Source organism: Pedobacter sp. AW31-3R (genome assembly GCF_052180285.1).
GTDB lineage: Bacteria > Bacteroidota > Bacteroidia > Sphingobacteriales > Sphingobacteriaceae > Pedobacter.
In genome coordinates, this window is sequence record NZ_CP197475.1 from 3,519,936 (window position 1) to 3,542,784 (window position 22,849).

17 protein-coding genes are annotated in these 22,849 nt (G+C 43.2%); 3 read left to right on the forward strand and 14 right to left on the reverse strand.

The genetic code is table 11. From position 1 onward, the window contains the following. Positions 1–174 precede the first annotated feature (174 nt). The 7 genes from ACSBL2_RS14520 to ACSBL2_RS14550 form a co-directional block, all read right to left on the reverse strand. Positions 175–1,752 carry a DUF5123 domain-containing protein gene (locus tag ACSBL2_RS14520; RefSeq protein ID WP_442587253.1) on the reverse strand — a complete coding sequence of 526 codons (1,578 nt, stop codon included), beginning with the start codon at positions 1,750–1,752 and terminating at the stop codon, positions 175–177. A gap of 10 nt (positions 1,753–1,762) precedes the next feature. Beyond that, positions 1,763–3,616: a RagB/SusD family nutrient uptake outer membrane protein gene (locus ACSBL2_RS14525; protein WP_442587254.1), complete on the reverse strand. Its 1,854-nt coding sequence runs from the start codon at positions 3,614–3,616 to the stop codon at positions 1,763–1,765. Positions 3,617–3,628: 12 nt separating this feature from the next. Beyond that, a complete protein-coding gene (locus tag ACSBL2_RS14530) occupies positions 3,629–6,877 on the reverse strand; it encodes a SusC/RagA family TonB-linked outer membrane protein (RefSeq protein ID WP_442587255.1) in 3,249 nt (1,082 codons plus the stop codon). Positions 6,878–7,432: 555 nt separating this feature from the next. Beyond that, positions 7,433–10,060: a glycoside hydrolase family 3 C-terminal domain-containing protein gene (locus tag ACSBL2_RS14535; RefSeq protein WP_442587256.1), complete on the reverse strand. Its 2,628-nt coding sequence runs from the start codon at positions 10,058–10,060 to the stop codon at positions 7,433–7,435. A gap of 172 nt (positions 10,061–10,232) precedes the next feature. Further along, entirely contained in the window at positions 10,233–11,708 is a 1,476-nt protein-coding gene (locus ACSBL2_RS14540; protein ID WP_442587257.1) for a serine hydrolase, read from the reverse strand. Between the two features lie 83 nt (positions 11,709–11,791). Continuing rightward, entirely contained in the window at positions 11,792–12,367 is a 576-nt protein-coding gene (locus tag ACSBL2_RS14545) for a hypothetical protein (RefSeq protein WP_442587258.1), read from the reverse strand. Between the two features lie 77 nt (positions 12,368–12,444). Then, positions 12,445–13,023 carry a Crp/Fnr family transcriptional regulator gene (locus ACSBL2_RS14550; protein ID WP_442587259.1) on the reverse strand — a complete coding sequence of 193 codons (579 nt, stop codon included), beginning with the start codon at positions 13,021–13,023 and terminating at the stop codon, positions 12,445–12,447. 179 nt (positions 13,024–13,202) lie between these two features. Between ACSBL2_RS14550 and ACSBL2_RS14555 the strand changes: the two genes are divergently transcribed. Then, entirely contained in the window at positions 13,203–13,769 is a 567-nt protein-coding gene (locus ACSBL2_RS14555; protein ID WP_442587260.1) for a DUF4256 domain-containing protein, read from the forward strand. 19 nt (positions 13,770–13,788) lie between these two features. On the opposite strand, the gene ACSBL2_RS14560 is transcribed toward ACSBL2_RS14555, so the two are convergent. From ACSBL2_RS14560 to ACSBL2_RS14590, 7 genes are all read right to left on the reverse strand, one after another. Then, the gene (locus ACSBL2_RS14560; protein WP_442587261.1) at positions 13,789–14,358 is read right to left on the reverse strand and encodes a Crp/Fnr family transcriptional regulator; all 570 of its coding nucleotides are present in this window, start codon (positions 14,356–14,358) and stop codon (positions 13,789–13,791) included. A gap of 65 nt (positions 14,359–14,423) precedes the next feature. Continuing rightward, on the reverse strand, positions 14,424–14,954 hold the full coding sequence (locus tag ACSBL2_RS14565; protein WP_442587262.1) for a MepB family protein: 531 nt from the start codon (positions 14,952–14,954) through the stop codon (positions 14,424–14,426). A 55-nt stretch (positions 14,955–15,009) separates the two neighbouring features. Then, positions 15,010–15,537 carry a GNAT family N-acetyltransferase gene (locus ACSBL2_RS14570; protein ID WP_442587263.1) on the reverse strand — a complete coding sequence of 176 codons (528 nt, stop codon included), beginning with the start codon at positions 15,535–15,537 and terminating at the stop codon, positions 15,010–15,012. A gap of 159 nt (positions 15,538–15,696) precedes the next feature. After that, complete coding sequence (locus ACSBL2_RS14575; protein ID WP_442587264.1) at positions 15,697–17,232, reverse strand: IS1182 family transposase; 1,536 nt, start codon at positions 17,230–17,232, stop codon at positions 15,697–15,699. 202 nt (positions 17,233–17,434) lie between these two features. After that, positions 17,435–18,370, reverse strand: a complete 936-nt coding sequence (gene hflC / locus ACSBL2_RS14580; protein WP_442587265.1) for a protease modulator HflC — start codon at positions 18,368–18,370, stop codon at positions 17,435–17,437. Then, positions 18,360–19,367, reverse strand: a complete 1,008-nt coding sequence (gene hflK, locus ACSBL2_RS14585; RefSeq protein ID WP_442587266.1) for an FtsH protease activity modulator HflK — start codon at positions 19,365–19,367, stop codon at positions 18,360–18,362. The genes hflC and hflK overlap by 11 nt, the downstream gene beginning before the upstream one ends. A 236-nt stretch (positions 19,368–19,603) precedes the next feature. Continuing rightward, positions 19,604–21,190, reverse strand: a complete 1,587-nt coding sequence (locus ACSBL2_RS14590; RefSeq protein ID WP_442587267.1) for an ABC-F family ATP-binding cassette domain-containing protein — start codon at positions 21,188–21,190, stop codon at positions 19,604–19,606. Between the two features lie 276 nt (positions 21,191–21,466). Here ACSBL2_RS14590 and ACSBL2_RS14595 point away from each other — a divergent pair, with 276 nt between their 5' ends. Next, positions 21,467–22,126: an alpha/beta hydrolase gene (locus ACSBL2_RS14595; RefSeq protein ID WP_442587268.1), complete on the forward strand. Its 660-nt coding sequence runs from the start codon at positions 21,467–21,469 to the stop codon at positions 22,124–22,126. Between the two features lie 87 nt (positions 22,127–22,213). Then, entirely contained in the window at positions 22,214–22,837 is a 624-nt protein-coding gene (locus ACSBL2_RS14600) for a hypothetical protein (protein WP_442587269.1), read from the forward strand. The last annotated feature ends 12 nt before the right edge of the window (positions 22,838–22,849 follow it).

Below are 22,849 nucleotides of genomic sequence, written 5' to 3' on the forward strand. Positions count from 1 at the left end.
TGTTTTTTAAAGGTGATGAAGCGATCATAAGCTTATATATTATGGATTGTAAGTGGTAAGCTTATGATGGTTTCATTAGTGAATATTGTTTTTTAAAGGTGATGAAGCGATCATAAGCTTATATATTATGGTTTGTAAGTGGTAAGCTTATGATGGTTTGCGTTGCTGAATACATTAGGGTCTCCACCTCGGATCTCCTGCAGTTGACCTTCCCGGAAATCCTGCATCTTTAATGGTAAAATTATTCTGTCCCGGATTAGTAAACAGGTCGGAAGATGGCCTGATATACGGGATCAGATTGGGTATAGGGTTTCCGCCATTCACATAATCTGATGTAGCGTAGTTGTTCAGTGCACTGATCAGATTATTGTTTACCCTCACACCTCTTGGAGAAGCATTTCCTTTGTTGTCCTTGCCCACACTGAAAATATTGTTGTTCAGGGTCACCCCTGCAGTCACGCCAAAATTCTCATAATCTATCAGGTATGTCCCCCCATTTGGTGCCCTGTAGAAAGTACAGTTTTCAATCAGTACCGCATTGGAAGCCTGTTTCTTACTTTGAATCACCAGCTCAGTTCTGCTGACCGTACTGTTCGTGATCCTGATATTTTCTACCTTACAGCTGACATTATCCACTGTAAGAATTCCATATCCGGAAATGCTATCCACTACAGAATTATTGATCTCAAAATTGTTAATCGTTGTTGCACCTGACTGAAGCCTTACCACGCCCCTGAAAATCTGCAATTTACAATTGTCAAATTTCAATTTTCCTATGGTTGCCGCATTCGAGTTATTGAACACATATTTACTGCTGTAATCACTTCCCACAATATTCACGTTCACAAAAGAAACGGAATCAATGACACTTCCTGCAGCAAAGTTTAGGTTACCAGTAAAATAGATGCTGGCCGGAACCTGGGAGAGCAGGTCATCACCACTGGCAATAGTCACCGTTTTACTCAGGGAGACCGTTGAGGTCACCGTATAAACCAAGCCCTTTTTCAGGATAATCAAACTTCCTGAAGGAGCAGTTGGCAGGGTATCCTGAAGCACAGAAGGTCTTCCGCTAATTTCCCTCAGATCAATCACTACTCCGCTAAAAGGAGTTTTGGTCGTATAGGTCTCATACCCTCTAAGTGTATTTCCGCTATACAGTTCTATGTCATAGGAAGTTGCCCCCGACAGATTGGTGATCACCTTATATTCATTCTGTATATCCGCAGCAGAAAGTGTAACCGTCTGCAGCAATGTACCTCCCCGCCGGTCATACACACGGATCTCCGTCACCGCAGCCCCACTACTTATCCAGCGCATGATCGCAGAGGTTTCGGTCACATCATTGATCGTGGCAAACTTTACTATCGTCGGAAATTTAGGTGTCTTGATTTCCCCCAAATAACCAAATTTCGAATTTTTTGAGGAGTCGGCATGGTTGGCCCTTACCTGAACCTGGTAGAGTTTGTCCCATTGCAACTCCTCAACCAGTGCTTTCGCAGAGTCAATTTTTACGGATCGGTCGATGGTCTTAAACGTATCCCGGCTCAGCTGTAGGGTATAGGATTCCGCACTTTTCACATCCTGCCAGGAGGCCTGTATAAAATTACCTGTAGTTTCCAAAGTTCCTTTTATCACAGGCCTGAACAACCTTGGTGCCTCTCCAAGGTCATCCTCCTTTTTACAGGAGCATACGATGGCCATCAGTAACAGAAAGGAAACATAGCCTCTTTTATTCATCTTAAAACTCTTCATAGAAAAAAAATTATTGGTATTCATAACCTTTGTTATTTAATGTTCCCAGACTGGCACTTACCGTTGAACTGTGCAGGGGAAGGATATAACGAACCGGAGTTAGCCCTGAATTGTCCTTATACCCTCTCCAGGAGGTCAGTACATAGGAAGACGGCCCGGAAGTTTTGGTATCATACAGGCCACTTAACCAATTGATCCTGGTATAACCATTGGGATTATCCCCCTTTGCAGGAGAGTCCTTAAGTGGCGGAATAACCGCTGCGCGTTTATATTTATTGTAAAACACCACGGTTTTATTGAAGGGCGCGGCCTTGGTATTGTCTTCCACAAACTTATAATAAAGTACATCGGGAAGGCCTGCATATTGCCCTACTCCCCCAACGGCATCGGCTCCCATAGCGCCCAGCACATTCCTGGTTTCTGCAACCTTACGACCATAAAGATTCCAGCGGGCAAGGTCATACTTCCGTAAGCATTCGCCACCAAATTCCCAGGCCCTTTCATTTACAATGGCGGTAAAGAACTGATCTTTTCCGGATAGGCCGGCAAGATATTGGGTCACCTTTTCCTGGTGCGCACTGGCCGGAAAGGCACGTTCCCTTACCCTCCTCAGCGCAGCTATGGCTTCTGCTGTGGGACCGTTTTTCAGTTCATTATCACTTTCCGCGAACATCAGCAGCACATCAGAATACCGCATGATCGGCCAGTTGATGCCGGTACCTTTGGCCGATTGTGAACCCGCCGGTGTAGGCATAAATAAGCGGTTCCATTTCCCCGGGGCAATGGCTGATACTGCTGAAGGGGTCTGCTGCAGTTTGCTGTCATAGAAAATAATTGAACAGGTTACGGGCAGCCGGGTATCCAGTGTATCAAAAGAATGGTAATAGGTAGGCGTCAGGCCAATGTAGGCACTACCGGATCCATAGGCATGTGTACCTGCATCAACTTTCACCCCATGGCACCAGCCTACGTCACCTGCGCCGGGTTGAAAGGCCACTTCAAACAGGACATCATCATTGGCCGCAACAATCCATTTGCTTTCATTTTCGAAAACCCTGGCAAAACTCGGATTAAGTGGCCGGTCGTATGTTTTCATCAGTTTATCACTGTAATCGTGCGCGATCTGGTAATAATCCTTATAATCATCTTTCCTGCGCATCACCATGTCAGGATATAACCAATATCCGCCACGCATTAAGGCCAGCCGGGCAATCAGGCCCATCACAAATTCCCTGTTGACACGCTCAATGCCATAAGTAATCTGTGAGGCACTTTTCATTTGTGGTTCAATTTCTATTAAGTCGCTGATCAGTGCCGTAAGGATGGTATCACGTCCAGTTCTCTTCAAATAAAGGTCATCACCACCTCTTGATGGTTTGCTAATAAAAGGCACATCTCCCCAATGGTTCATCAGCCAGTAATACCACAATGCACGTAAGGCCCTCGATTCCCCCTGTAGCTGTTGCATTTCAGGGTTGGATGCAATGGGAGAAGCCTGAATGCCTTCAATACAGATATTTGCTTTATTGATCGCACTGTAGGCATTGTTCCATACCGTTCTGAAATCCCCGTTGGCATCAGAAGCCTCGAAAGAAAAGATGTCGCGTCTGGAGTTATCCGGTTGTGTCCCTACACCTCCGGCTTCCACATCGGTATTACCGGTAAAAATATTGGATAGCCTTGAAGTGAAAGCATCCTGATTGAACATGGCATATACCCCATATACTGCTTTACTTGCGTCACTTTCCGTGGCGAATATATATTCCTGTGTGAAGGAAGATGGGGAATCTGTGTCCAGAAATTTCTTACATGATGCAAGTACGAGTAAGGTAATTGCAATAGCCAATAGTGTTGTATATTTCATGATATTGCTGATTTAAAAATTCACGTTAAGACCAAGGGTATAGGTTCTGCTTTTAGGATAGGCGGAGAAATCTACGCCAGGGGTTAATGCCTGGTAGGTTCCGCTTCTGGTTGCCGAAACTTCCGGATCATATCCGCTGTATTTGGTCCACAGAAAAACATTATAAGCGGTGCCGTAAACCCTGAGGGATGAGATACCGATTTTTGAAGTCAGGCTTCTGGGTAGGGTATAACCGAGTGTGACATAAGACATTCTCAGGAAAGATCCATCTTCCACTGCATCATCCGTAAATACCGGAGAGGCATTGCCCATGGAAAAGGGTGACCAGATGGTAGCATTGGCATTCAATGAGGCCAGCTGCGCAAGATCGGTCACGATAGCTCCATTCCCATCAATATACTTGAACCTGTTATCGTAATTGACGGTATTGAGCATATTTCCATAAGTCGTACGGTAGTACATATTGTACTGTATTCTGCCGGTATTGTATATATCATTTCCATATACCCAGTTGAAAAAGGTCGACACATCAAACGCTTTATAGCGGGCCGTTAATCCGAAACCACCGCTATGCTTAGGGATGGCACTACCGATGATCTGACGGTCCTGGTCTGCCGTAATGACCCCATCCCCGTTCAGGTCTTTCAGTTTCATTGTACCCGGGCGTATCCCAATAATTCCACCCATTGTACCCTCTGCACTCGCTATGCCAGGTTTGAGGATATATTTCCTGTTTACAGCATCATAGGAGGAAAAATCATCAGTGGTGTAGAAACCATCGCTGACATAACCGTACATAATGCCAATAGTGCTGCCCACCATCAGACGATAGTCATCCGCTGTTTTTAGATCTGTACCCGCCCAGTTAGAATTCACTGAACGCATATCATTGCCATCCAGTTTATCCACTTTCGGAATGTTTCTGCCGATGTTAAAAGAGCCGGATAGCTGGAAGTCTTTTTTATTGATAATGACCCCGTTCAGAGACAGCTCAATCCCTTTGTTGGAAGTTTGACCCACATTGATCAATTGTGTGGTAAAACCATTCTGCGCAGGAATATCATTGTTGACCAGCAAGTCTTTAGTGGTATTCTTATACATATCCAATGTACCCGTCAAACGGTTTTTAAAGAACCCGAAATCTAATCCGATATTTCTCGATATCGTCGTTTCCCATTTCAGGTCGGGGTTTGGCAGAGAGCCGTTGACATAGTTATAATAGGTCTGATTCAGTCCCCCGGCACCATAAGGCCGGTTTGCTGTAGGCTGAAAAAGAAGTCTCCAGGAATCATTGGTGATCCTGTTATTTCCTGCTTGTCCATAGCTTACACGAAGTTTCAGGTCAGACACCACCTTGATCTCTTTAAAAAACTGCTCTTCAGATACCCTCCATGCGAGGGAAGCCGCAGGAAAATATCCCCATCTTTTTCCCGGAGCAAATTTGCTGGAGCCATCTGCCCTTAAAGTAGCGAAGAGAATATACCTGTCTTTATAGGTATAATTGATCCTCCCGAAAACGGACAGCAGGTCCTCTCCCCTTATCTCTGTAGTTTCCAGCCGGTCGCTTGTTCCCAGGGCCATATTGGCGAAAAGTTTCTCCGGTGTAAGTGTCGCATCAAAATACTTCGCCCGGTTGAAGGTCCTTGTACCGGAAGTTGTATTCAGCTCCTGTCCCAGCAGGAAGTTGAGTTTACTGTGTTTGGTTTCTTTGAGGCTGTAATTTGCGGTATTGATCCAGCGGTACGTACTTCCTGAAGTAATTTCCTTTTCTCCCAGTGGCAGGTTATTTCCCTGGTCGCGTGCTACTCCGGTTAAGGGCCCATAATACCGCTTGCTATCCCCGTTTCTCAGGGTGGTTGCCAGTTCTGACCGGAGAAGAAGCCCTTTTATTGGTTTATAGTTCAGGGCGGCATTTAAGCTGAAATCCCTGTTTATCCTTCTCCTGTAATCCTGTGCCGTAAGTTCCAGCGGATCAATAATGCCTTTAAGGAACTCTTCATAATCATCATCACCGGGATTGATATCATTCGGATCGAAGACAATCTCATCGGCAAGTCCGTTGATGGGGCGGGTCTGTATCCCGTCAGCCACCCGCACACTTGCGCCACCGGAAGTCCCTGCACCATCAATCACATTATTGGAATACCGGGCAGCAAGGTTCAGCGTTAGTTTTTTAGAGATTTCATGGTCGAGCTTGAAATTGAAATACAGACGTTCTGCTGCCGATCCAGGCATCAACCCCTCATCTTTATTGTAAGTGGTATTAAAGCCCAGTTTGGTTTTCTCTGAACCTCCTGTTAAACTCAGGTTATGCTGTTGTGAGGTGACAGATCTTCCGAATAATTTATCCTGCCAGTCATTTCCCTTCTGGTATTTATACAATTCCAGGTCTTCATAGACACCAAAATACTTGGTAAAGTTCGTAAACTCAGAAGAAGTAGTGCCCCTTAACAAAGCATACTCGTACTGTGCCAATGCATACTCATAGGGAGAAAGTACTTCTAGCTTGCGCGGAAAATACTTCCCCTGTCCGTATGCATTATAGGATATGGCCGTCTTTCCTGCCTTGGGTGATTTTGTGGTCACAATAATTACACCATTTGCGCCCCTGGCACCATAGATGGCTGTAGAGGAGGCATCTCTCAGCACATCGACCGATTCAATATCCGTAGGGGCAATATTACTGATGTTGTCTACAATAAAACCATCTACGATATACAGTGGTGAATTGTCCTGGGTAATGGAGCCTCCACCCCTGATCCTGATCACGACATCAGATCCTGGCGCGCCTTCAACGGAAGTTACCTGAACCCCCGCTATCCGGCCTGTTAAGGCTTCTGCGATATTCGTTACCGGAGCTTTCTCCAATTCCGATCCTTTGATGGAGCCCACAGAACCCGCCAGGTCCTTCCTTTTTACGGTACCATATCCGATCACCACCACCTGGTCCAGACTGGATACGGTACTGGTGAGTGCTACAGTGAGATTCGTCTGTGAAAGAACGGCCACCTCTTTTGCTTTATACCCCACATAACTGACCACCAGCGTGGCTGGTGTGCCTGGCGGGAGAGAAATCTTAAACGCGCCGTTCCCATCTGTCTGGGCAGTAATGGCTGTCCCCTTAATTTTTATAGATACCCCTACAAGGGTTTCTCCTGTTTCCTGATCGATCACCTTTCCAGTAATCTGCTTCACTTGAGCAAATCCTGTAATGGCCGACAGATTCAGCAGGAGAAAAAATAGTAAAAGTTTTATTTTCATCAGAATGTAATTGTTTTTTAAAGGTGATGAAGCTATCATAAGTATGCTCATTGCTATTTGTAAGCGCTATGCTATGATGGTTTCATTTGAATCCAGTTGATTTTTAATGGTTATCAGGCTATCATTACAGTTTGCAAGTGCTGAGCTTAGGACGGTTTCATTATTTTTATAATCAAAAATGATTAGCCGGAGCCCTAAAGGAACACTGTATCAAAGCATTTTACTGACAGGCCTGTTGCTGATAAAATTTTGAGTTGATGATGAACCTGAAGAAGAATAGCTAATTGCGTTCCTGACCGGCATAGCAGGTGTTGGTCCGGCTTCCCGTACAGGAAGGAACCAAACAGGGTTTCATGTTTGATTTTTTTCATACTTGTTGACTTAACGCCCATCGCTGCACGATGAAAGAGATGGGAATGAATGTTTATATTTGGTTAGTTTTTGTCCGGCATAACTGCTGAACTATTGGTATTGTGCTATCAAAAATAGCCCTGAGAATACGGATACAAGACCAATTTTTGACTGAATGAGTTCAAAAATTGGTCTGCTTTGAGATTAAAGGAAATAAATGGTAGTTTTTATCCCTGTACTGCTGGAAGGATTCATTTCATCTGGCTGACAGCCCCCAATGAACAGGTCAACTTTTCCCAGACGACTGGTGAGGGAACCATTTTCAGTCACATAAGAAAGATCATCCTTGTCCAGATCGAAGCTGACGACTTTGGACTCCCCTGCGGCAAGACTGATCCGTTTGAATCCTTTTAGTGCCTTGATCGGCATCTTTATGTGTTTCTGCTGGTTGATAAGGTATAACTGGACAACTTCTTCTCCGGATAATTTCCCTGTATTTGATACCCTTACAGCTATCCTGAGGGATTTCCCCTTTGGCAAAGTTGCAGGTGCCTGAATCCTGTCGTAAGTAAAAGTGGAATAACTCAGCCCATAACCAAAGCCATAAAGGGCTTTCCCTTTGAAATAGCGGTAAGTCCTGTTTTCCATTCCGTAATCCGTAAAGGCAGCGAGGTCATTATCCTGCTCATAAAATGTCACAGGCAATCTCCCTGAAGGATTGTAATCACCAAAAAGAATATCTGCCACAGCGGTACCGGCAGACTGGCCGCCATACCATGCATTAAGGATAGCGGGTATATTTTTTGATTCCCATGGGGTAGCGATTGCGCTTCCGGTCATCATGACAAAGACAACGGGTTTTCCGGTCGACTTCAATGCTTTCATCAATGCAGTCTGTGCTTCGGGAAGCAGCACAGAGGTCCTGTCACCCCCTACAAACCCGGGGTCTTCCACCCGCATCGATTCACCTTCCAGTTCCGGAGAAATTCCACCTGCAAAAATAAACAAATCTGCATCCTGGTGTCTTGCCAGGAGGGATTTATAATCTGTCGTTACATATTTTCCGATATTAAATTTCAGATAGGCATTCCCGTCGCTCTGCCATGACTCCACCACCAAGCGGTATTGCCGGCCCTTCTTTACCATCAGGTTATGCCTTTTAAATTCACCTTTTTTCGTTCCCCAGTTATCCAGGATAAGCTCGCCATCAATAAACAGGCGGCAACCATTGTCTGCCTCAATTTCAAGGGACAGCTGCTGGTCTTCGGGTGCTGTGAATGTGGTGGTATAACGAGCCGAAAAATCATTTGCAATCAGGTTACCGATCACGGTTTCCCCTTCCTGCCACATGTGGTTCATATTTTGTTCTATTCTTGTGGCCAGGGCCTTACCACCCAGGTCTTTATTGTTGAAATACGCTGCCTGAATTCCAGGTTTGCCATCAAACTCAAATTTCAGCCCGGAACCGGAATAATCCAGCAGTTTATTGCTGGTGAAGGTAACGGCTTTCTCATATACGATATTCGTCTGCTGTCCCACCTTATCTTTTATTCCTCGTAAAACGGTGACCAGCTTCGAGGGATTGCCGTTATAATTGCCAAGAATAGACACCTGGTTATCTGCATTCGGACCAAGGACAACTATCTTCTTCAGGTTTTTACGGAGGGGAAGCAGGTGGTCATTCTTCAGCAACACCATGGACTGTTGCGCCATTTTCAGCGCATGGGCTGCATGTGCTTTGCTTTCAAGGACTGCAGCAGGTGTTCGGGCATATTTAACCTGATCAGCCGGATCGAAGAGTCCTAACCTAAAACGGATCATAAACAAACGTTTGACAGAAACATCGATCTGCTGCGCTGTGATCTTCCCATTTTTCACTGCCTGAACCAGGCTTAGGTAGGCACCATGGCCACATTCTACATCTGTACCATGGAAAACAGCATCAACAGAAGCCGATTCCGCATCGGGGTGTGTTTTATGTTTGGTGAAAAAATCCTCAATACCCGCACAATCGGAAGTAACGTACCCAGTAAACTTCCATTGATCGCGGAGGATATCGTTCATTAAAATATCGCTTGCACAGCAAGGTTGTGTCCTGAAGGCATTATATGCGCACATCACACCGGCAACCTTTGAATCAACGACCAGTTTCTTAAAGGCAGGCAGATAGGTATCCCACAAATCATATGCAGAAACGTCAATATCGAAATGATGCCGCAGTGGCTCTGGCCCGCTATGCACGGCATAATGTTTCGCGCAGGCCGCCGCTTTAAGGTACTTGGGATCATCACCCTGGAGTCCCCTGACAAACGCATCCCCAAGGGCAGTGGTTAAAAAGGGATCTTCTCCATAGGTTTCCTGTCCACGGCCCCAGCGTGGATCCCGGAAAATGTTTACGTTAGGTGTCCAATAGGTTAAGCCTACATATCTCTTGCCACTTTTTCCTGAGGCTATCGCCTGGTTATAAATAGCACGGCCTTCCAATGCGGAATAATCCGCCATGCGGAAAAGCGACGCGGTATCAAATGTTGCAGCCATCGCGATGGCCTGTGGAAAAACGGTCACCTTATAGGGGGTTCTTGCTACGCCATGTAAAGTTTCATTCCACCAGTCGTACCCGGGAATCCCAAGCCTGGGAATGGCAGGTGCTGCGTTTAACATCTGGGCAACCTTCTCTTCCAGCGTCAGGCGACTGACAAGATCGTCCACTCTTTCTTCGAATGTCAGCCGATGATCGTTAAACAGGAATTTCTGAGACTGGGCACTGACCAGTTGAAAACTGGTCAGAAACAATACAATTAAAGGATATACCTTACAGTTTTTGTTGAGCATTGGAATTAAATATTTGGTTAAATGCCTTTACCGGGCATCAACAAATCTAATTGCAGCAAGCTCTACAGGGATAAAAATCCAGGTTCAAAAATTGAGTGAAAGGGTTCAAAATTTGTTCAAAAAGGGAAATAAGACAAATTAAGATAGTATCTGTACATATAAAGCGCATTTATCATTTCGATAACTGTCCCAGTCTTTTTTTGGCCTGTTCATGCTGTGGGTTTAAATCCAGGGTACGCTTATAATAAGCTATTGCATTCCTGGTATCGTCAACAGCGTCATATCCTTCTGCCAGGCCAAAGGAAGCATCCGGACTTTCAGGATAAAGGTGCACATACAGTTTAAATATTTCCAGTGCCTCTGTTTTTTTATGTTGTAACAGCAACAGGTTATAGGCCCAGTTTTCCAGCTCTCTTTCCTGAAACTGAAATTTACTGTCTTTCTTCCTTATCTTTTCCATGAGCTGGATCGCCTTAGTATATCCTTGTTTTTCCAGCAAATGCCTCAAAGGCAAAACTGCTTCCGGCAGATTTCCGCCATTTGCTGATTTCAGTTCCGGATAATAAAAACCGGCAACTTCAGGGGCAAGATCTTCAGGTTGACTGGTGGCAAGATTGGTTAGGATCACTACTGCAAGCTGGTGATCCGGATAAACATAAAACCAAGACCTCGATCCCCCAATACCCGCCACCGCACGGGGAGCAGTATTTCTCCTGGCCACCCAACCGGCCGCCCAGCCAGCATATGCCCCACTGTTGAGTTTGCCCGCCTGCCACATCGTTTGCAATGAAGCAGGTTGAAGGAGCGTTTTGTTTTGCAGCATTATTATCCAATTGGCCAGCTCTTTGGCTGTACTGTTAATGCCGGCAGTAGCGCGCAATTCAGGAAATTCTTCCCAGCTGCGTTCCCATGTGTTATTTTTTACGAAATTCCTTTCTGTCACACGCGATAGCCTGTAGGTCGGTGCTTTGTCCATCACCACATCACGCGAATCCCCAAAGCCACTTTTTGTCATGCCAGCCGGATCAAACTGCTGTTCTTTTATGATCTGCTCAAAGGGTTTGCCGTTTAATTTTTCTATCATCTGTCCCAGCAAGACATAATTCGTCTGATTATAGCTCAGCTGAGTTCCCGGTTCAAATTCCATGGGATAGTTCCGTATGGCTGCTAATGCCTCAGGATATTTCAAGCCCCCGACAAACCCACCTTTTTTGTGGTCAATGAAATCGGGCAATCCTGAAACATGCGTAAGCAGCTGATATACTGTTAGGGATTGCCATTTATCCGGAAGGCTGTCCAGGTAATGGGATATAGGATCATTTAACACCATCTTCCCTTTCTCCACCAGTTGCATAATGGCTACTCCGGTGAATGCTTTAGTAGCGGAATTAATCGAAAACAAAGTACTGTCATTTACGTTCACCCGGTTTTCAATATTGGCCAGACCAAAAGAACGCAGTAGTTCCAGCTGACCATTACGGACCACGGCAATCTGTAAACCCGGAATTTTTCTCCTGGTCATTTCCGACTGTATAAAATTACTGATGCTGTCAGTTTTTGACTGTCCGCTCGCATGAACAGCAGACAGGAGAAATGTCAGTATACAGAAAGAGAAAAGTATTGTTATTTTCTTAAAGTCAGGATTCATTGCAGCTATGTTTTAGCTATAAGACACTGTTCTAGAGGTATTGTTACCAGTTGCAATTGATTTAGAATTCAGGTGAATGGTTATCAAAACCGCCAGCCGACATGAACTGCCGGAAAAATAGAAAACGATTTTTGTTTATACTTTTCCGTTCCTGCAACTATGTCCGCTGCATTGGGCGAATAAATCAAAGCTGCCCAGGGATTGAGGTAGAATCCCTTGTAATTGGTCGCCACATTTCCGAACATCCACCTGTACCCAACCCTTGCGCCAATATTCAGGCCCCAAATTAGCTGCTGATCAGGATCGCTCTTCAATTCTACTTTCTCTTTAGCATAGCTGATTTGAAGCCCCGAATGCCAGCCAGCAATTCTTCCGAAAAGGTAATCTGTCTTCAGGTCGAACCCGGAATGATATACAGAGAAGGCTTCATTCCCGCTGAACATATCAGGTTGTTGTATGGCAAAAGTACCCATACTGGTTCGGAAACTGCCATAGGTAATTCCGGCATGAAGAGAATACCCCTTAAGAATATAGGCCAAAGGGTCTGCTTCAAGTTCAAAGCCAGTGATTTTACGTTGTGCATAGGCTCCGGACTGAATACAATTTAAACTAAGGACAGAGAACAGGAAAATAAGTGATCGTAAAGTGTATTTGTTCATAGTAATTTTAGATGCTGGTTTGAATCCAAAACTAACCATGCTATTCAGGAGATGCACTTAACAAAAGATAAGAAATATTATTTTCTTGCCGTCCTCTTTCTTATCCTGCTCAGGGAAACCGGAGTAATACCAAGATACGAAGCAATGATATTTAATGGCACTCTTAAAAGCAGCTGTCCATGATCCTGTTCAAAATCCAGGTACCGTTCCTCCGGACTCCGCGTAATATGTCCAATAAAAACCTTTTGTGAATTGATAAAGCGTTTGTCAGCGATCATTCGCGTAAGTAAATTCATCTTTGGCATGGATTGATGCAAGCTATCGAATGCGGCCTTGTCAATGACGAGCAAGATACAATCTTCCAATGTTTCCAGTCCCTGTTCCGAAGGTTGTCCAGTGAGAAAGCTTTCATAACAACTGGCAAAATTACCCTCACTGAAAATGAAAGTTGTGGTTTCCTCTTCCTTCGTATTGATACAATAAAGTCTGAGTACACCCTTGATGACAAAATAAAGCCGGTTTTCTATACTTCCAATTACAGTGAGGGAACTTCGGGACGGAATTTTCACAGCAGAAAAAGCATTTCCGAGCTGTCTCATTTCATCACTGCTAAGGTCAATGATTTTCTCAATCGTTTCCTTCAAGGTTTCATACATATCCAAACTTAGGTATTTTTTTCAAAAGTGTTTTCAGGTCATATCAATGCATCGTTAATCCAATTGCGTGAATCCTAACGCATCATCTGATGGCTGATGTTGGCCTTACTGTTCGTCACAATTTATTGGGAATATTATTTAGTTTGTACTAACTTGGTTCACACAAACCAGATCAACCCATGAGCAGTCATACAAGAGAATTATCCGCAGCGGATCGCCAATCACTGATGGAAATATGGAAAGTACGTTTTGAAAAGCACAGAAATCGCCATCCAGATCTGGATTGGGCTGCTGTCGCCGCAAAACTGGAGATGCACCCTGAAAAAATGTGGTCACTTCAGGAGATGGAAAGAACTGGCGGTGAGCCTGATGTTGTGGGTTATGATGAAAGTAAGGATGAATATATTTTTTATGATTGCTCAGCAGAAAGTCCTGCAGGCCGCAGAAGTACCTGTTATGACCGGGAGGGATTGGATTCCAGAAAAGAGCACAAACCGGCAAACAATGCTATGGATATGGCAGCGGCTATGGGGATTGAGTTATTAACGACAGAACAATACCAGTCACTCCAGAGACTCGGAAAGTTTGACGCCAAAACTTCAAGCTGGGTGCAAACCCCTGCTGATATCAGAAACCTTGGCGGTGCCCTGTTCGCAGATTTTCGCTATGGGACTGTTTTTATCTATCATAACGGGGCACAATCTTATTATGCAGCAAGGGCATTCCGCGGTTCACTAAGAGTCTGAATTTTTTAGTTCAACCCTATTACCGTTCTGCTCGTATTCTGCTGAGCTGAGTGGGTGTCACAGCCAGATACGAAGCGATATGGTGCAGCTTTAAACGGGTCAATAATTCTGGATAGGCTTTTTCAAATGCAAGGTAACGCTGTTTGGCGGTATCAGATTTGAGCCTGATTTCCCCTTGCTCCTTCTCAACGACCCAATGGCGTTCCAGATATGCAATATAAAATGCAGAAACATCTTTGTAATTCTTCAGCAGCGATTTGAACCCTTCAGCTGAATACGTGAGTAATGTTGTATCTTCCAGCGCCTGAATAGAAAAAATTCCAGGTTGCTGCTGAATTAATGCACTGGTAGAAGTAACCAATGAATTTTCTGCAAAAAACTTCTTCGTTACCTTTTTACCTTCCGTATCCAGGTAATCATAGGATAATAAACCTTTAGTAACAAAGGCGATTTTTTTAGGCACAATGCCTTCCTTCAGAAAGTAATCTCCCTTTGTAACTTCCTCAACTCTCAACAATAAGGACCATTCGGCTTTAGCTTCCGGAGAAATGGTTGTATAACGCGCTATATATTCCCAAAATAATGTCATTCGTCACAAAGGTTGTCATTTTTGTCTTGACAACAGCTATGCGAATGCGCAGTAGCGCTCAAAAATTAAATGAAAATCTTTTTAATCCACTCCAGATCAACAGGCGCATGTGCTCCCATAGATATAAAATACCGCGTCTGCCAGGCTATGGTTTTTGCTGCCTGCTGGCTTTCCGCCTTATCCCATGGCGGATAAACCCTGATCCCCCGCTTTCCTTCCCTGCCATTTGAACTAATGATTGCTTTCTCTGCCAATACAGCTTTAGGAAAAATAAATTGCCCGACTTCTTGCCCGCCGCATGCCGTAATCACGATGAAGTCAAAATGGTCTGAAAAATCAAAAGGGGTAGTTATTCCCTGCGCATTTCTTTTCCATATGGTTACAAACTGTCCGGTTTTCGTTGGCGTAATTTTAGATTTCCTGTGATGAATCAGCTTTCCATTTAAGACAAAGGAACATGCAGCGTAGGCTTTACTTTCAGTATCGAACACCGGATCCGTCAGTTTAAATCCACATTTGTGATATACCAGTTCAATGGATGTTTTCAATTCTTCAGGAAAGAAATTCAGTAAGTTCAGGTCTTTCGCTGATGTCATTTTAAATAGGTTTTATGTTGAATCTCTGTACCGGTAGCTGCAGATCAAAAAGACCTTAAGACCATTCCGGTTTATCCGAAGGGAGATGGCGTGTGATCAGGTAGTAAGCCATTTCAGCTTCTGGTCTTTTAATGTTTTCCATACGGCTTAATCCTACCTTTAGCAGCACCTTTTGCGAACCCGTATTATTTAAATCAGTCACCGCTACAACCTCGTTTGCAGTTGTATTTTTGAAAATATAAGCGATTAAAGCACGGCTGATTCCTGTCGCATATCCCCTTCCCCAGTATCTTTTATGTAAAGTATAGCCAATTTCAATCTGACCGGCAACATCCTCAAAATTCCGGACAAGGCACATGCCTATAAAATCATGGGTTACCACGTCAAATACTCCAAAGCGGCCAAAAAAACCATTTTTATAATCCTCCAAAGCAATACCAAATAATTCTGCATAAAGCTCAGGAGACCGGTAAGGAAGATACTTTGTGACCTCCGGGTGTTCAAAGAGCTGCACAAACAATTGCTGTTCCTCTGGTTTAAATTCGCGGACAATAATATTCTTGTTTTCGTATATGATTCGCATAAAAGTTTCTATGTACACAATATAATAAAAATGAGGCTGTATCAAATTAGATGATGCAGCCTTTTTTATTTTAATAAGTTTTGTACCATCTTTGGACACCAACGCGTTCATTTGCATTTTAGTCATCTGATTTTGAAAAAGGTCAATGAAACAGCTCTTTTAGGCTGCTTTTTTTCTGATATTTTGTGCAATTGCGAGTAAGCCCCATTCGATGGCCACTTTTTCCTTTCCACGAAGCCTAAAGCGGCGGAACCCGTGGTTCTGTTTGATATTTCCGAAGACAGGTTCTACATCATAACATCGTTTCTTTCGCCGCTGTATTCCTTCTTCGCTGTTCAGCTTTTCGAATGCGTTTTGCTTAAGCCTGTTCAGGTTTTCATTGATTTCAATGATGCGGTTCTCTTTTGATTTATGGCAAACTGCTCTCATAGGACAGTTTTCACAATTCCTTGCCTGGTATCTTTTAAGGGTTTGCTTAAAGCCTGTTGTCGTCTTTTTTGTGTAAGACCCGAGTGACAGCATTTGCTGGCCCATCGGGCAGATATAACAATCCTGCTGCTGGTTATAAAAAAGCTTGTCTGCCCCAAAAGGAGATTTGCTGTTGTACTTACCCTTCTGCTGTTTATCGAACATGCCATATTTCACAAAAGCCTCGACTTTCTGATCTTCCAGCAGTTGGTAGTTTTCCTCAGAACCATAGCCTGCATCTGCTGTAAGTTTCTTTGGTGCTTTTCCAAAGCTGCTTACGTGTTGTTCCAGGTGGATCTTCAGGGTAGTCGTGTCGGTTGGGTTGGGATGTATCGTGTAATTGACGATAAACTGGTTAGAGGTAGATATCTGTACATTATAGCCGGGCTTCAGCTGTCCGTTTTTCATGTGGTCTTCTTTCATCCGCATGAAAGTAGCATCAGTATCTGTCTTGCTATAACTGTTTCTCTCGCCCAAAATAGCCTCCTGAGCTTCATATCTGGCTATATTCTGCGGATAATTTTTAGTTACATACTTTAGCTTATCCTTCACTTTCTTGTCTATATCTTTCCGCCCGGCAAGCTTTTCATTCAGCTGCTCTACAGCTTGCTTTACCTTCTCACTATCAATCTGTTTAAAATCAGGCGGCTCAGGCATCTTGTCTTCATCACTGGCCACCTGTTGCGCATATTCCCAAATGTGGGTCAGCTGCTTTTTCATTTTTTCCTTATTGGTCTGAATGGATTTCTTCCAGACAAAAGTGTACTTGTTGGCACTGGCTTCGATCTTAGTCCCGTCGGTATTGATTTCCTCAATGCTTAATAAGCCTTCAGCGGCAAGTAGTTTTACCACATCCTCAAATACACTGCGAAGGGCATGTTTCAGGCGTACACCCCGGAAACGGTTGATGGTATTGTGATCTGGGTAGCTCATGGAGCTCAGCCACATAAAGTAGATGCTTTCACGGCAAGCGGCAGCCAGCTTACGGCTCGAATAGATATTGGTGAGATAACCATAAACCAGAACTTTAAGCAAAAGTTGGGGATGATAGCTGGAACTGCCTTTAATGTGGTAGGCTTTTAGAAGAGGTTCTATACTAATCTTATTAATCACCTCATTTACAACTCTAACAGGATGGGAATCAGGAATTAATTCATCAAGAGTGGGCGGGATGGCAAGAATCTGCTGTTGGTTATAGGGCTTAAATACGGGTTCTCTGATTGCCATATCTAGTGTGTTTTAATACATTAAATATATGAAAATCAAATAATTGAATCAATAGTGCTGCGAAAAATGTTATAAAAAATAAGCAGAGACAGAAGCTATAAATAAACAAAGAGGCTGATCATGATTTATGATACAGCCTCATTTAATCCATTTCAACAGTTTCCTTCAATCCTGGCAATTTAGGTATAAAGCAGGTCTCTTATTAAGGATTTTTCAGGTACCTGTAAATATCACTATTCGTTGATAATACAACAGATGTCTTCTCACTGAAAGTATGCTCAAGGGTCTCCATAGACTTTAAAAAGCCATACAATTCCCTCGATTGTGCAGATTGATTATAGGCAGCAGCATAAATAGATGCGGCATTCGCATCTGCCTTTCCCTTGATTTGTTCTGCACTTTTAAAAGCTGCAGACTGGATATTTTTCAGTTCACGGTCTTTCTCCCCGTTGATACGTGAGGCCTCACCCTGTCCCTCTGAACGGAACTTATCAGCAATTCGGTAGCGCTCACTTTTCATCCTTTCATACACCTGTGTTTGCACCTCCTTCACATAATTCACCCGTTTAAAGCGGAAATCAAGAATCTTTATTCCAAGTTCCTTGGCCTGTTTGTTGGCTGAAGCAATGATCATTTCCTGCATCTTATCTCTGCCCACAGAGATTACGGTCAGTGAATCGCCAAGCACTTCGCCTATAGAATCCAGTTCAGGTTTTCTATTGGTACTTCTGACCAGTTCTTCTATATTATTCTTTGCCACCACATTCCTGGTCTCTCCATCCAAAATATCGTCCAGTCTTGACTGTGCCCCACGTTCATTCGTCAGTCGTTTGAAAAACTGAAGCGGATCAGTGATTTGCCAGCGTGCATAGGTATCTACAAAAATAAACTTTTTATCCTTGGTAGGCACCTGGTTAGGGTCGCCATTCCATTCCATATACCGTTTTTCAAAAACATTCGCCGTCTGTATAAAAGGAATTTTCATATACATTCCGGGTTGGGTAATTACTTTGCCCACCGGTCTCCCAAACTGGGTGATCACCACTTGCTCATATTCTTTAACGGTAAACACACAAAGTGTAAAACTGAGGAATATAAATATTCCTGCCGCTATCATTAATTTATTTCTATTGCTCATTTGTACCTGGTTTTTGATTCGCCTTATTTAACTGCATCTGAAGTAAGGGCAATACATTTGCCCCATGTTGGTCGCTCACCAGCACATTTCCTGCTTTGGACAGGATTTCAGACATTTTTTCTAAATAGATCCTTTTCTTTGTGACTTCCGGTGCCTTGGTATATTGATGATAAAGGTCATTAAACCTCGCTACTTCACCCTGAGCATTATTTACACGTTCTATCGCATAACCTTCAGCAGTTTGGATCGTTGCTTTGGACTGGCCACTGGCTTTGGGAATCACTTTATTGTATTCTGATTTCGCCTGATTGATTAATGTTTCCTTTTCCTGCTGTGCCTCATTCACGGCATTAAAAGCAGCTTTTACAGGATCCGGTGGATTTACATCCTGTAACACTACCTGTTCAATCTTTATTCCCATTGAATAGTCATTACAAACTTCCTGGATCAGTTCCTGAAGTTTTACTGTAATTTCGGAACGACCAATGGTCAACACCTCATTCACCGTTCTGTCACCAATAATCTGCCGTGTGGATGCTTCAGCAATATTACGAAGTGTAGTTTCCGGATCTCTCACCTTGAACAGATAGTTATAGGCATTGTTGATCCTGAACTGGACTACCCATTCTACATCGGCCAGGTTTAAATCACCAGTTAACATCAGGGATTCATTGCTCACCCCATCTTTTGAATATTGAGATCTGCCCCCATTTTCTTCACTCCTGAAGCCAAATTCCAATTTTTGCTGCCTTTCTGCCGGTACTTTGTGTACTGTTTCCGCAAAAGGCAGCTTCAGGTTTAATCCCGGCTCCAATTGCCGGGTATATTTTCCAAATCGTGTAATTACGCCCACTTCCTCTGTACTGATCTGGAAAACCGAATTCCATAGTATAATAACAACCAATAGTCCCAACAGGATCTTATCCACATTGGGCATAATTTTCATCCGCACTGTTCTTTCAAAACCGTTTAAATCTTCTGTAAAGTTTGTACTCATTTACCTTAATTATTTAGTGACATCACTTAAAGGATATGATCTCCTGAAAGCTGTTGAAGATCATCATGACTAAAATGAATATAATTTAAGGCGAAGCATCTTTAGCCTAATGAAGAAGAATATTGAAATTATATACAAAATAGAGTCATTATTTAACTCAACAGCTTAAAATAGTAATTTTATATCAAATTAAGGCACAAAAAGTAAAAATAAAATTGATGAATTTATAGAAGCCCCTACAATTGCAGGGTCTTCTCTATCCCAATATGGTTCAGAAAATATACATCATGGGATACCACAATCAACGTTCCCTGATATTCCATGACCGCCGCCGCGAGGATGTCAATGTTCTGCATGTCGAGATTATTCGTGGGCTCATCCAGGATAATGATGTCAGGGGCTTGCTTGCAGATCGTCAGACAAGCAAGACATAGACGCATCCTTTCTCCTCCACTCAGTATACTGCAGGGTTTATTCCATTCCTCTTTGGAGAATAAAAACCGGTTGAGCCTTATTTTGATTTCATGTTCCTGCAGATCGCCGGTATTATAGATTTGTGCCTGCCCATACACACTTAACTGATCATTGATAAGGGAATACTCCTGATCAATATAAACCGATAAATTATCCGACCGGTACACCGAACCTGTATGAGGTTCCAGATTCCCCAGGATGATTTTTATCAACGTAGTTTTACCTGAGCCATTCTTGCCCTTTAGAGCGATACGTTCAGCACTTCGGATATGAAAGCTGAGATCTTCAGGCCAAAGACGTTCCTGCCGATAGCCGTAGTTCATACCGGAAGCAGTAAATAATATTTTACCTTTGTGTAATGAAGAGCGATCAAATCCGAACTTCATCTTGTCCAAACCAGGCTGAGCAGACCTCAGTTCACTCAACTCTTTAGCAATGCCTCCTATTTTTTCCTCATGAACTTCCCGGATCTTTGAACTGCTGTTTTCTGCACTGTTGCGAAGTGTATTCATCATGATGCGCGATACACCAGATTTCTCCTGTTTCTTTTTCCCCCTTGCATCCAGTTTCTGCTGCCGCTCTGCAGTTTCCCGCTCTTTTTCTTTTGCTTTTCGCAACGCTTTTTCCCGGTTTTGGATGCTCTCCTTTAAGGTTTGATTTTCAATCTGTTTCTGTGTGTCATAAAAGTCATAGTTGCCCCCATAAACGCTTATCCCCTGTTGATTCAATTCACAGGTGGTATCCATGAGATTCAACAGCTTTCTGTCGTGACTCACCACGACCAATGTACTGGATGTCGACTGGATAAACCGGTATAACAATTCCCGGCCAGGTAAATCGAGTTGATTGCTGGGTTCATCCAGCAAAATTAGTTCAGCCTGATGAATTGAAATTCCTGCAAGAAAAACCTTTGTTTTTTGACCGCCACTCAGCATACCCATGGTAGCGTTAAGATCCAGATCTGGCAATTGCCAATATTCCAGGGCTTCCCGGCAACGCTCCTCAATCGTCCAGTCGTCGTTGAGCAGAAGATAATTCTCTTCTGTTACTTTACCATGGAGTATTTCTTTAAGGGCATTGATTTTTCCTTCCACACGCAATGCCTCTGCAATGCTGAGTTGATTGATCTGACCCAATAGCTGTGGAACATAATAAGGGGAAACTTTTGCAGTTATTTTTCCGCACGCTGCCGGCAACTCCCCGGCAATAATTTTTAATAAGGTAGATTTTCCGCAGCCATTATTGCCAATCAAGGCAATTTTCTCCTGCTGGTTCACATTCATGTGGATATCCCCGAAAAGCAATTCTTTGTTGGGATGTATATAGGAAAGGTGCTGAATATTAAGCATAACTTCTCTCTTTAAGGATGAATAAATAAGCAGACCACCTATGAAAATGGTTAGCTGTCTATTGTTTTCTGAAAGAAATTATTTTATCACATAGCTGTTTATTGAATTCTTTTGCAAATATACAAATATAATTTTTACAACATATGGCAAACCCGTATCTGATCAAAGTGGGCATCAGAAACAGGTCGCTAAACCTGCTTAACTGAAATTTAATTATAAGTTTGTATTTTATCATACTATAGTTTGTAATATTGACCTTCAGGGATTCAGGAGAAAATGGAAATTACCAGTACGATTTATTTTATCAGTGGTTTGGGTGCAGACAGAAGAGCATTTAACAAACTCGTTTTTCCGGAGGGATACAGGCATATCTACCTCGACTGGATTCCTGCATTGCCCAATGAAACCTTATCGGAATACGCAGGACGATTGGCATCAGGAATAGATACCAGCACTCCATTTTACCTGATAGGATTATCTTTTGGAGGTATGCTGGTCACAGAAATGGCCAGGAAATTAAATCCGGTACATGCTTTTGTGATTTCCAGTACCCCTACCTACAAAGAAATACCATGGTACTTTAGGATGGCGGGAAGCCTGGGCCTGGAAAAACTGTTACCCATCAGTCTGTTTAAAAAGGGAAATGCCATAGGGCTTAAATTTTTAGGTGCTAAAACAACAGACGAACGTGAATTACTCCAACAGCTGATTATTGACAGTGACCCATACTTCATGAAATGGGCGTTAACCTGTATCCTGAATTGGAGAAATACGGAAAGACCTTCAAACACCATACATATTCATGGTACAGCAGATCATATTTTACCGATGAGATACACTATAAAACCTGATATTATTATCAATGGAGGCGGACATTTTATGGTGTACGCAAATGCTGCAGAGATCATTGCTGCAATTCTCCCGAAGTGCAGTTAAACCATTTCCCCCATGATTATCTTCTTAGTTTGCAAGATGGCATGTTCTTTGAACCTCTAATTCGGCAACCTTGAAGATAAAAAGTAAATGATTAAAAACACGCTCCTCCTCCAAATCACCCATGCGGGATACCTTTTTATTGCCATTATTATTTTATTGATTGTCCTGTTTAAAATCTGGCCTAAGGAAAAAAGAAATAAAACACTTTTATCTCTTTTTTTCTATTTGTTTTTTGGCTTGGGGGCCATCCTGCTTTTAGTCCTACTAGGCGGAATGGGTTATTTTGTTTACCTCAGGCTTTTTACCCACGAAAAAGATGAGGCGCCATTGTGGGCAGTGCTTTTGTGTATATTCTTCCTTTCGGTGATGGTCCTGGTGGTGGTTGGTCAGTTATTCAAAGGTAAAACCGCACATAAAGAAGGAAAAACAGACTTTGATGACTTGCAGGAAGCTTTACTTACCCCGCATGAGGTAATCAGGCTCAATTTAGTGGCCAAGGGACTTACCCGTGCGCCGGAAGATCTGCTTAAATTCAACAACTTGATTTCGCTGGATCTGAGTAATAACCAACTGGATACCTTACCGCTGAAGCTTGCAGGGTTAAAACACCTGGCTTCTGTGAAATTATCAAATAACCCTATCTCTGATGAAGAACGCTCCAAAATAAGGCGTGCATTCCCTCCCGAACTGGAACTTATCTTTAGAAATTAATATTCAAGCGGC

Coding starts and splice junctions, on each gene's coding strand:
- ACSBL2_RS14520 (WP_442587253.1), bottom strand. CDS start 1,752: ATGAAGAGTTTTAAGATGAATAAAAGAGGCTATGTTTCCTTTCTGTTA.
- ACSBL2_RS14525 (WP_442587254.1), bottom strand. CDS start 3,616: ATGAAATATACAACACTATTGGCTATTGCAATTACCTTACTCGTACTT.
- ACSBL2_RS14530 (WP_442587255.1), bottom strand. CDS start 6,877: ATGAAAATAAAACTTTTACTATTTTTTCTCCTGCTGAATCTGTCGGCC.
- ACSBL2_RS14535 (WP_442587256.1), bottom strand. CDS start 10,060: ATGCTCAACAAAAACTGTAAGGTATATCCTTTAATTGTATTGTTTCTG.
- ACSBL2_RS14540 (WP_442587257.1), bottom strand. CDS start 11,708: ATGAATCCTGACTTTAAGAAAATAACAATACTTTTCTCTTTCTGTATA.
- ACSBL2_RS14545 (WP_442587258.1), bottom strand. CDS start 12,367: ATGAACAAATACACTTTACGATCACTTATTTTCCTGTTCTCTGTCCTT.
- ACSBL2_RS14550 (WP_442587259.1), bottom strand. CDS start 13,023: ATGTATGAAACCTTGAAGGAAACGATTGAGAAAATCATTGACCTTAGC.
- ACSBL2_RS14555 (WP_442587260.1), top strand. CDS start 13,203: ATGAGCAGTCATACAAGAGAATTATCCGCAGCGGATCGCCAATCACTG.
- ACSBL2_RS14560 (WP_442587261.1), bottom strand. CDS start 14,358: ATGACATTATTTTGGGAATATATAGCGCGTTATACAACCATTTCTCCG.
- ACSBL2_RS14565 (WP_442587262.1), bottom strand. CDS start 14,954: ATGACATCAGCGAAAGACCTGAACTTACTGAATTTCTTTCCTGAAGAA.
- ACSBL2_RS14570 (WP_442587263.1), bottom strand. CDS start 15,537: ATGCGAATCATATACGAAAACAAGAATATTATTGTCCGCGAATTTAAA.
- ACSBL2_RS14575 (WP_442587264.1), bottom strand. CDS start 17,232: ATGGCAATCAGAGAACCCGTATTTAAGCCCTATAACCAACAGCAGATT.
- hflC (WP_442587265.1), bottom strand. CDS start 18,370: ATGAGCAATAGAAATAAATTAATGATAGCGGCAGGAATATTTATATTC.
- hflK (WP_442587266.1), bottom strand. CDS start 19,367: ATGAGTACAAACTTTACAGAAGATTTAAACGGTTTTGAAAGAACAGTG.
- ACSBL2_RS14590 (WP_442587267.1), bottom strand. CDS start 21,190: ATGCTTAATATTCAGCACCTTTCCTATATACATCCCAACAAAGAATTG.
- ACSBL2_RS14595 (WP_442587268.1), top strand. CDS start 21,467: ATGGAAATTACCAGTACGATTTATTTTATCAGTGGTTTGGGTGCAGAC.
- ACSBL2_RS14600 (WP_442587269.1), top strand. CDS start 22,214: ATGATTAAAAACACGCTCCTCCTCCAAATCACCCATGCGGGATACCTT.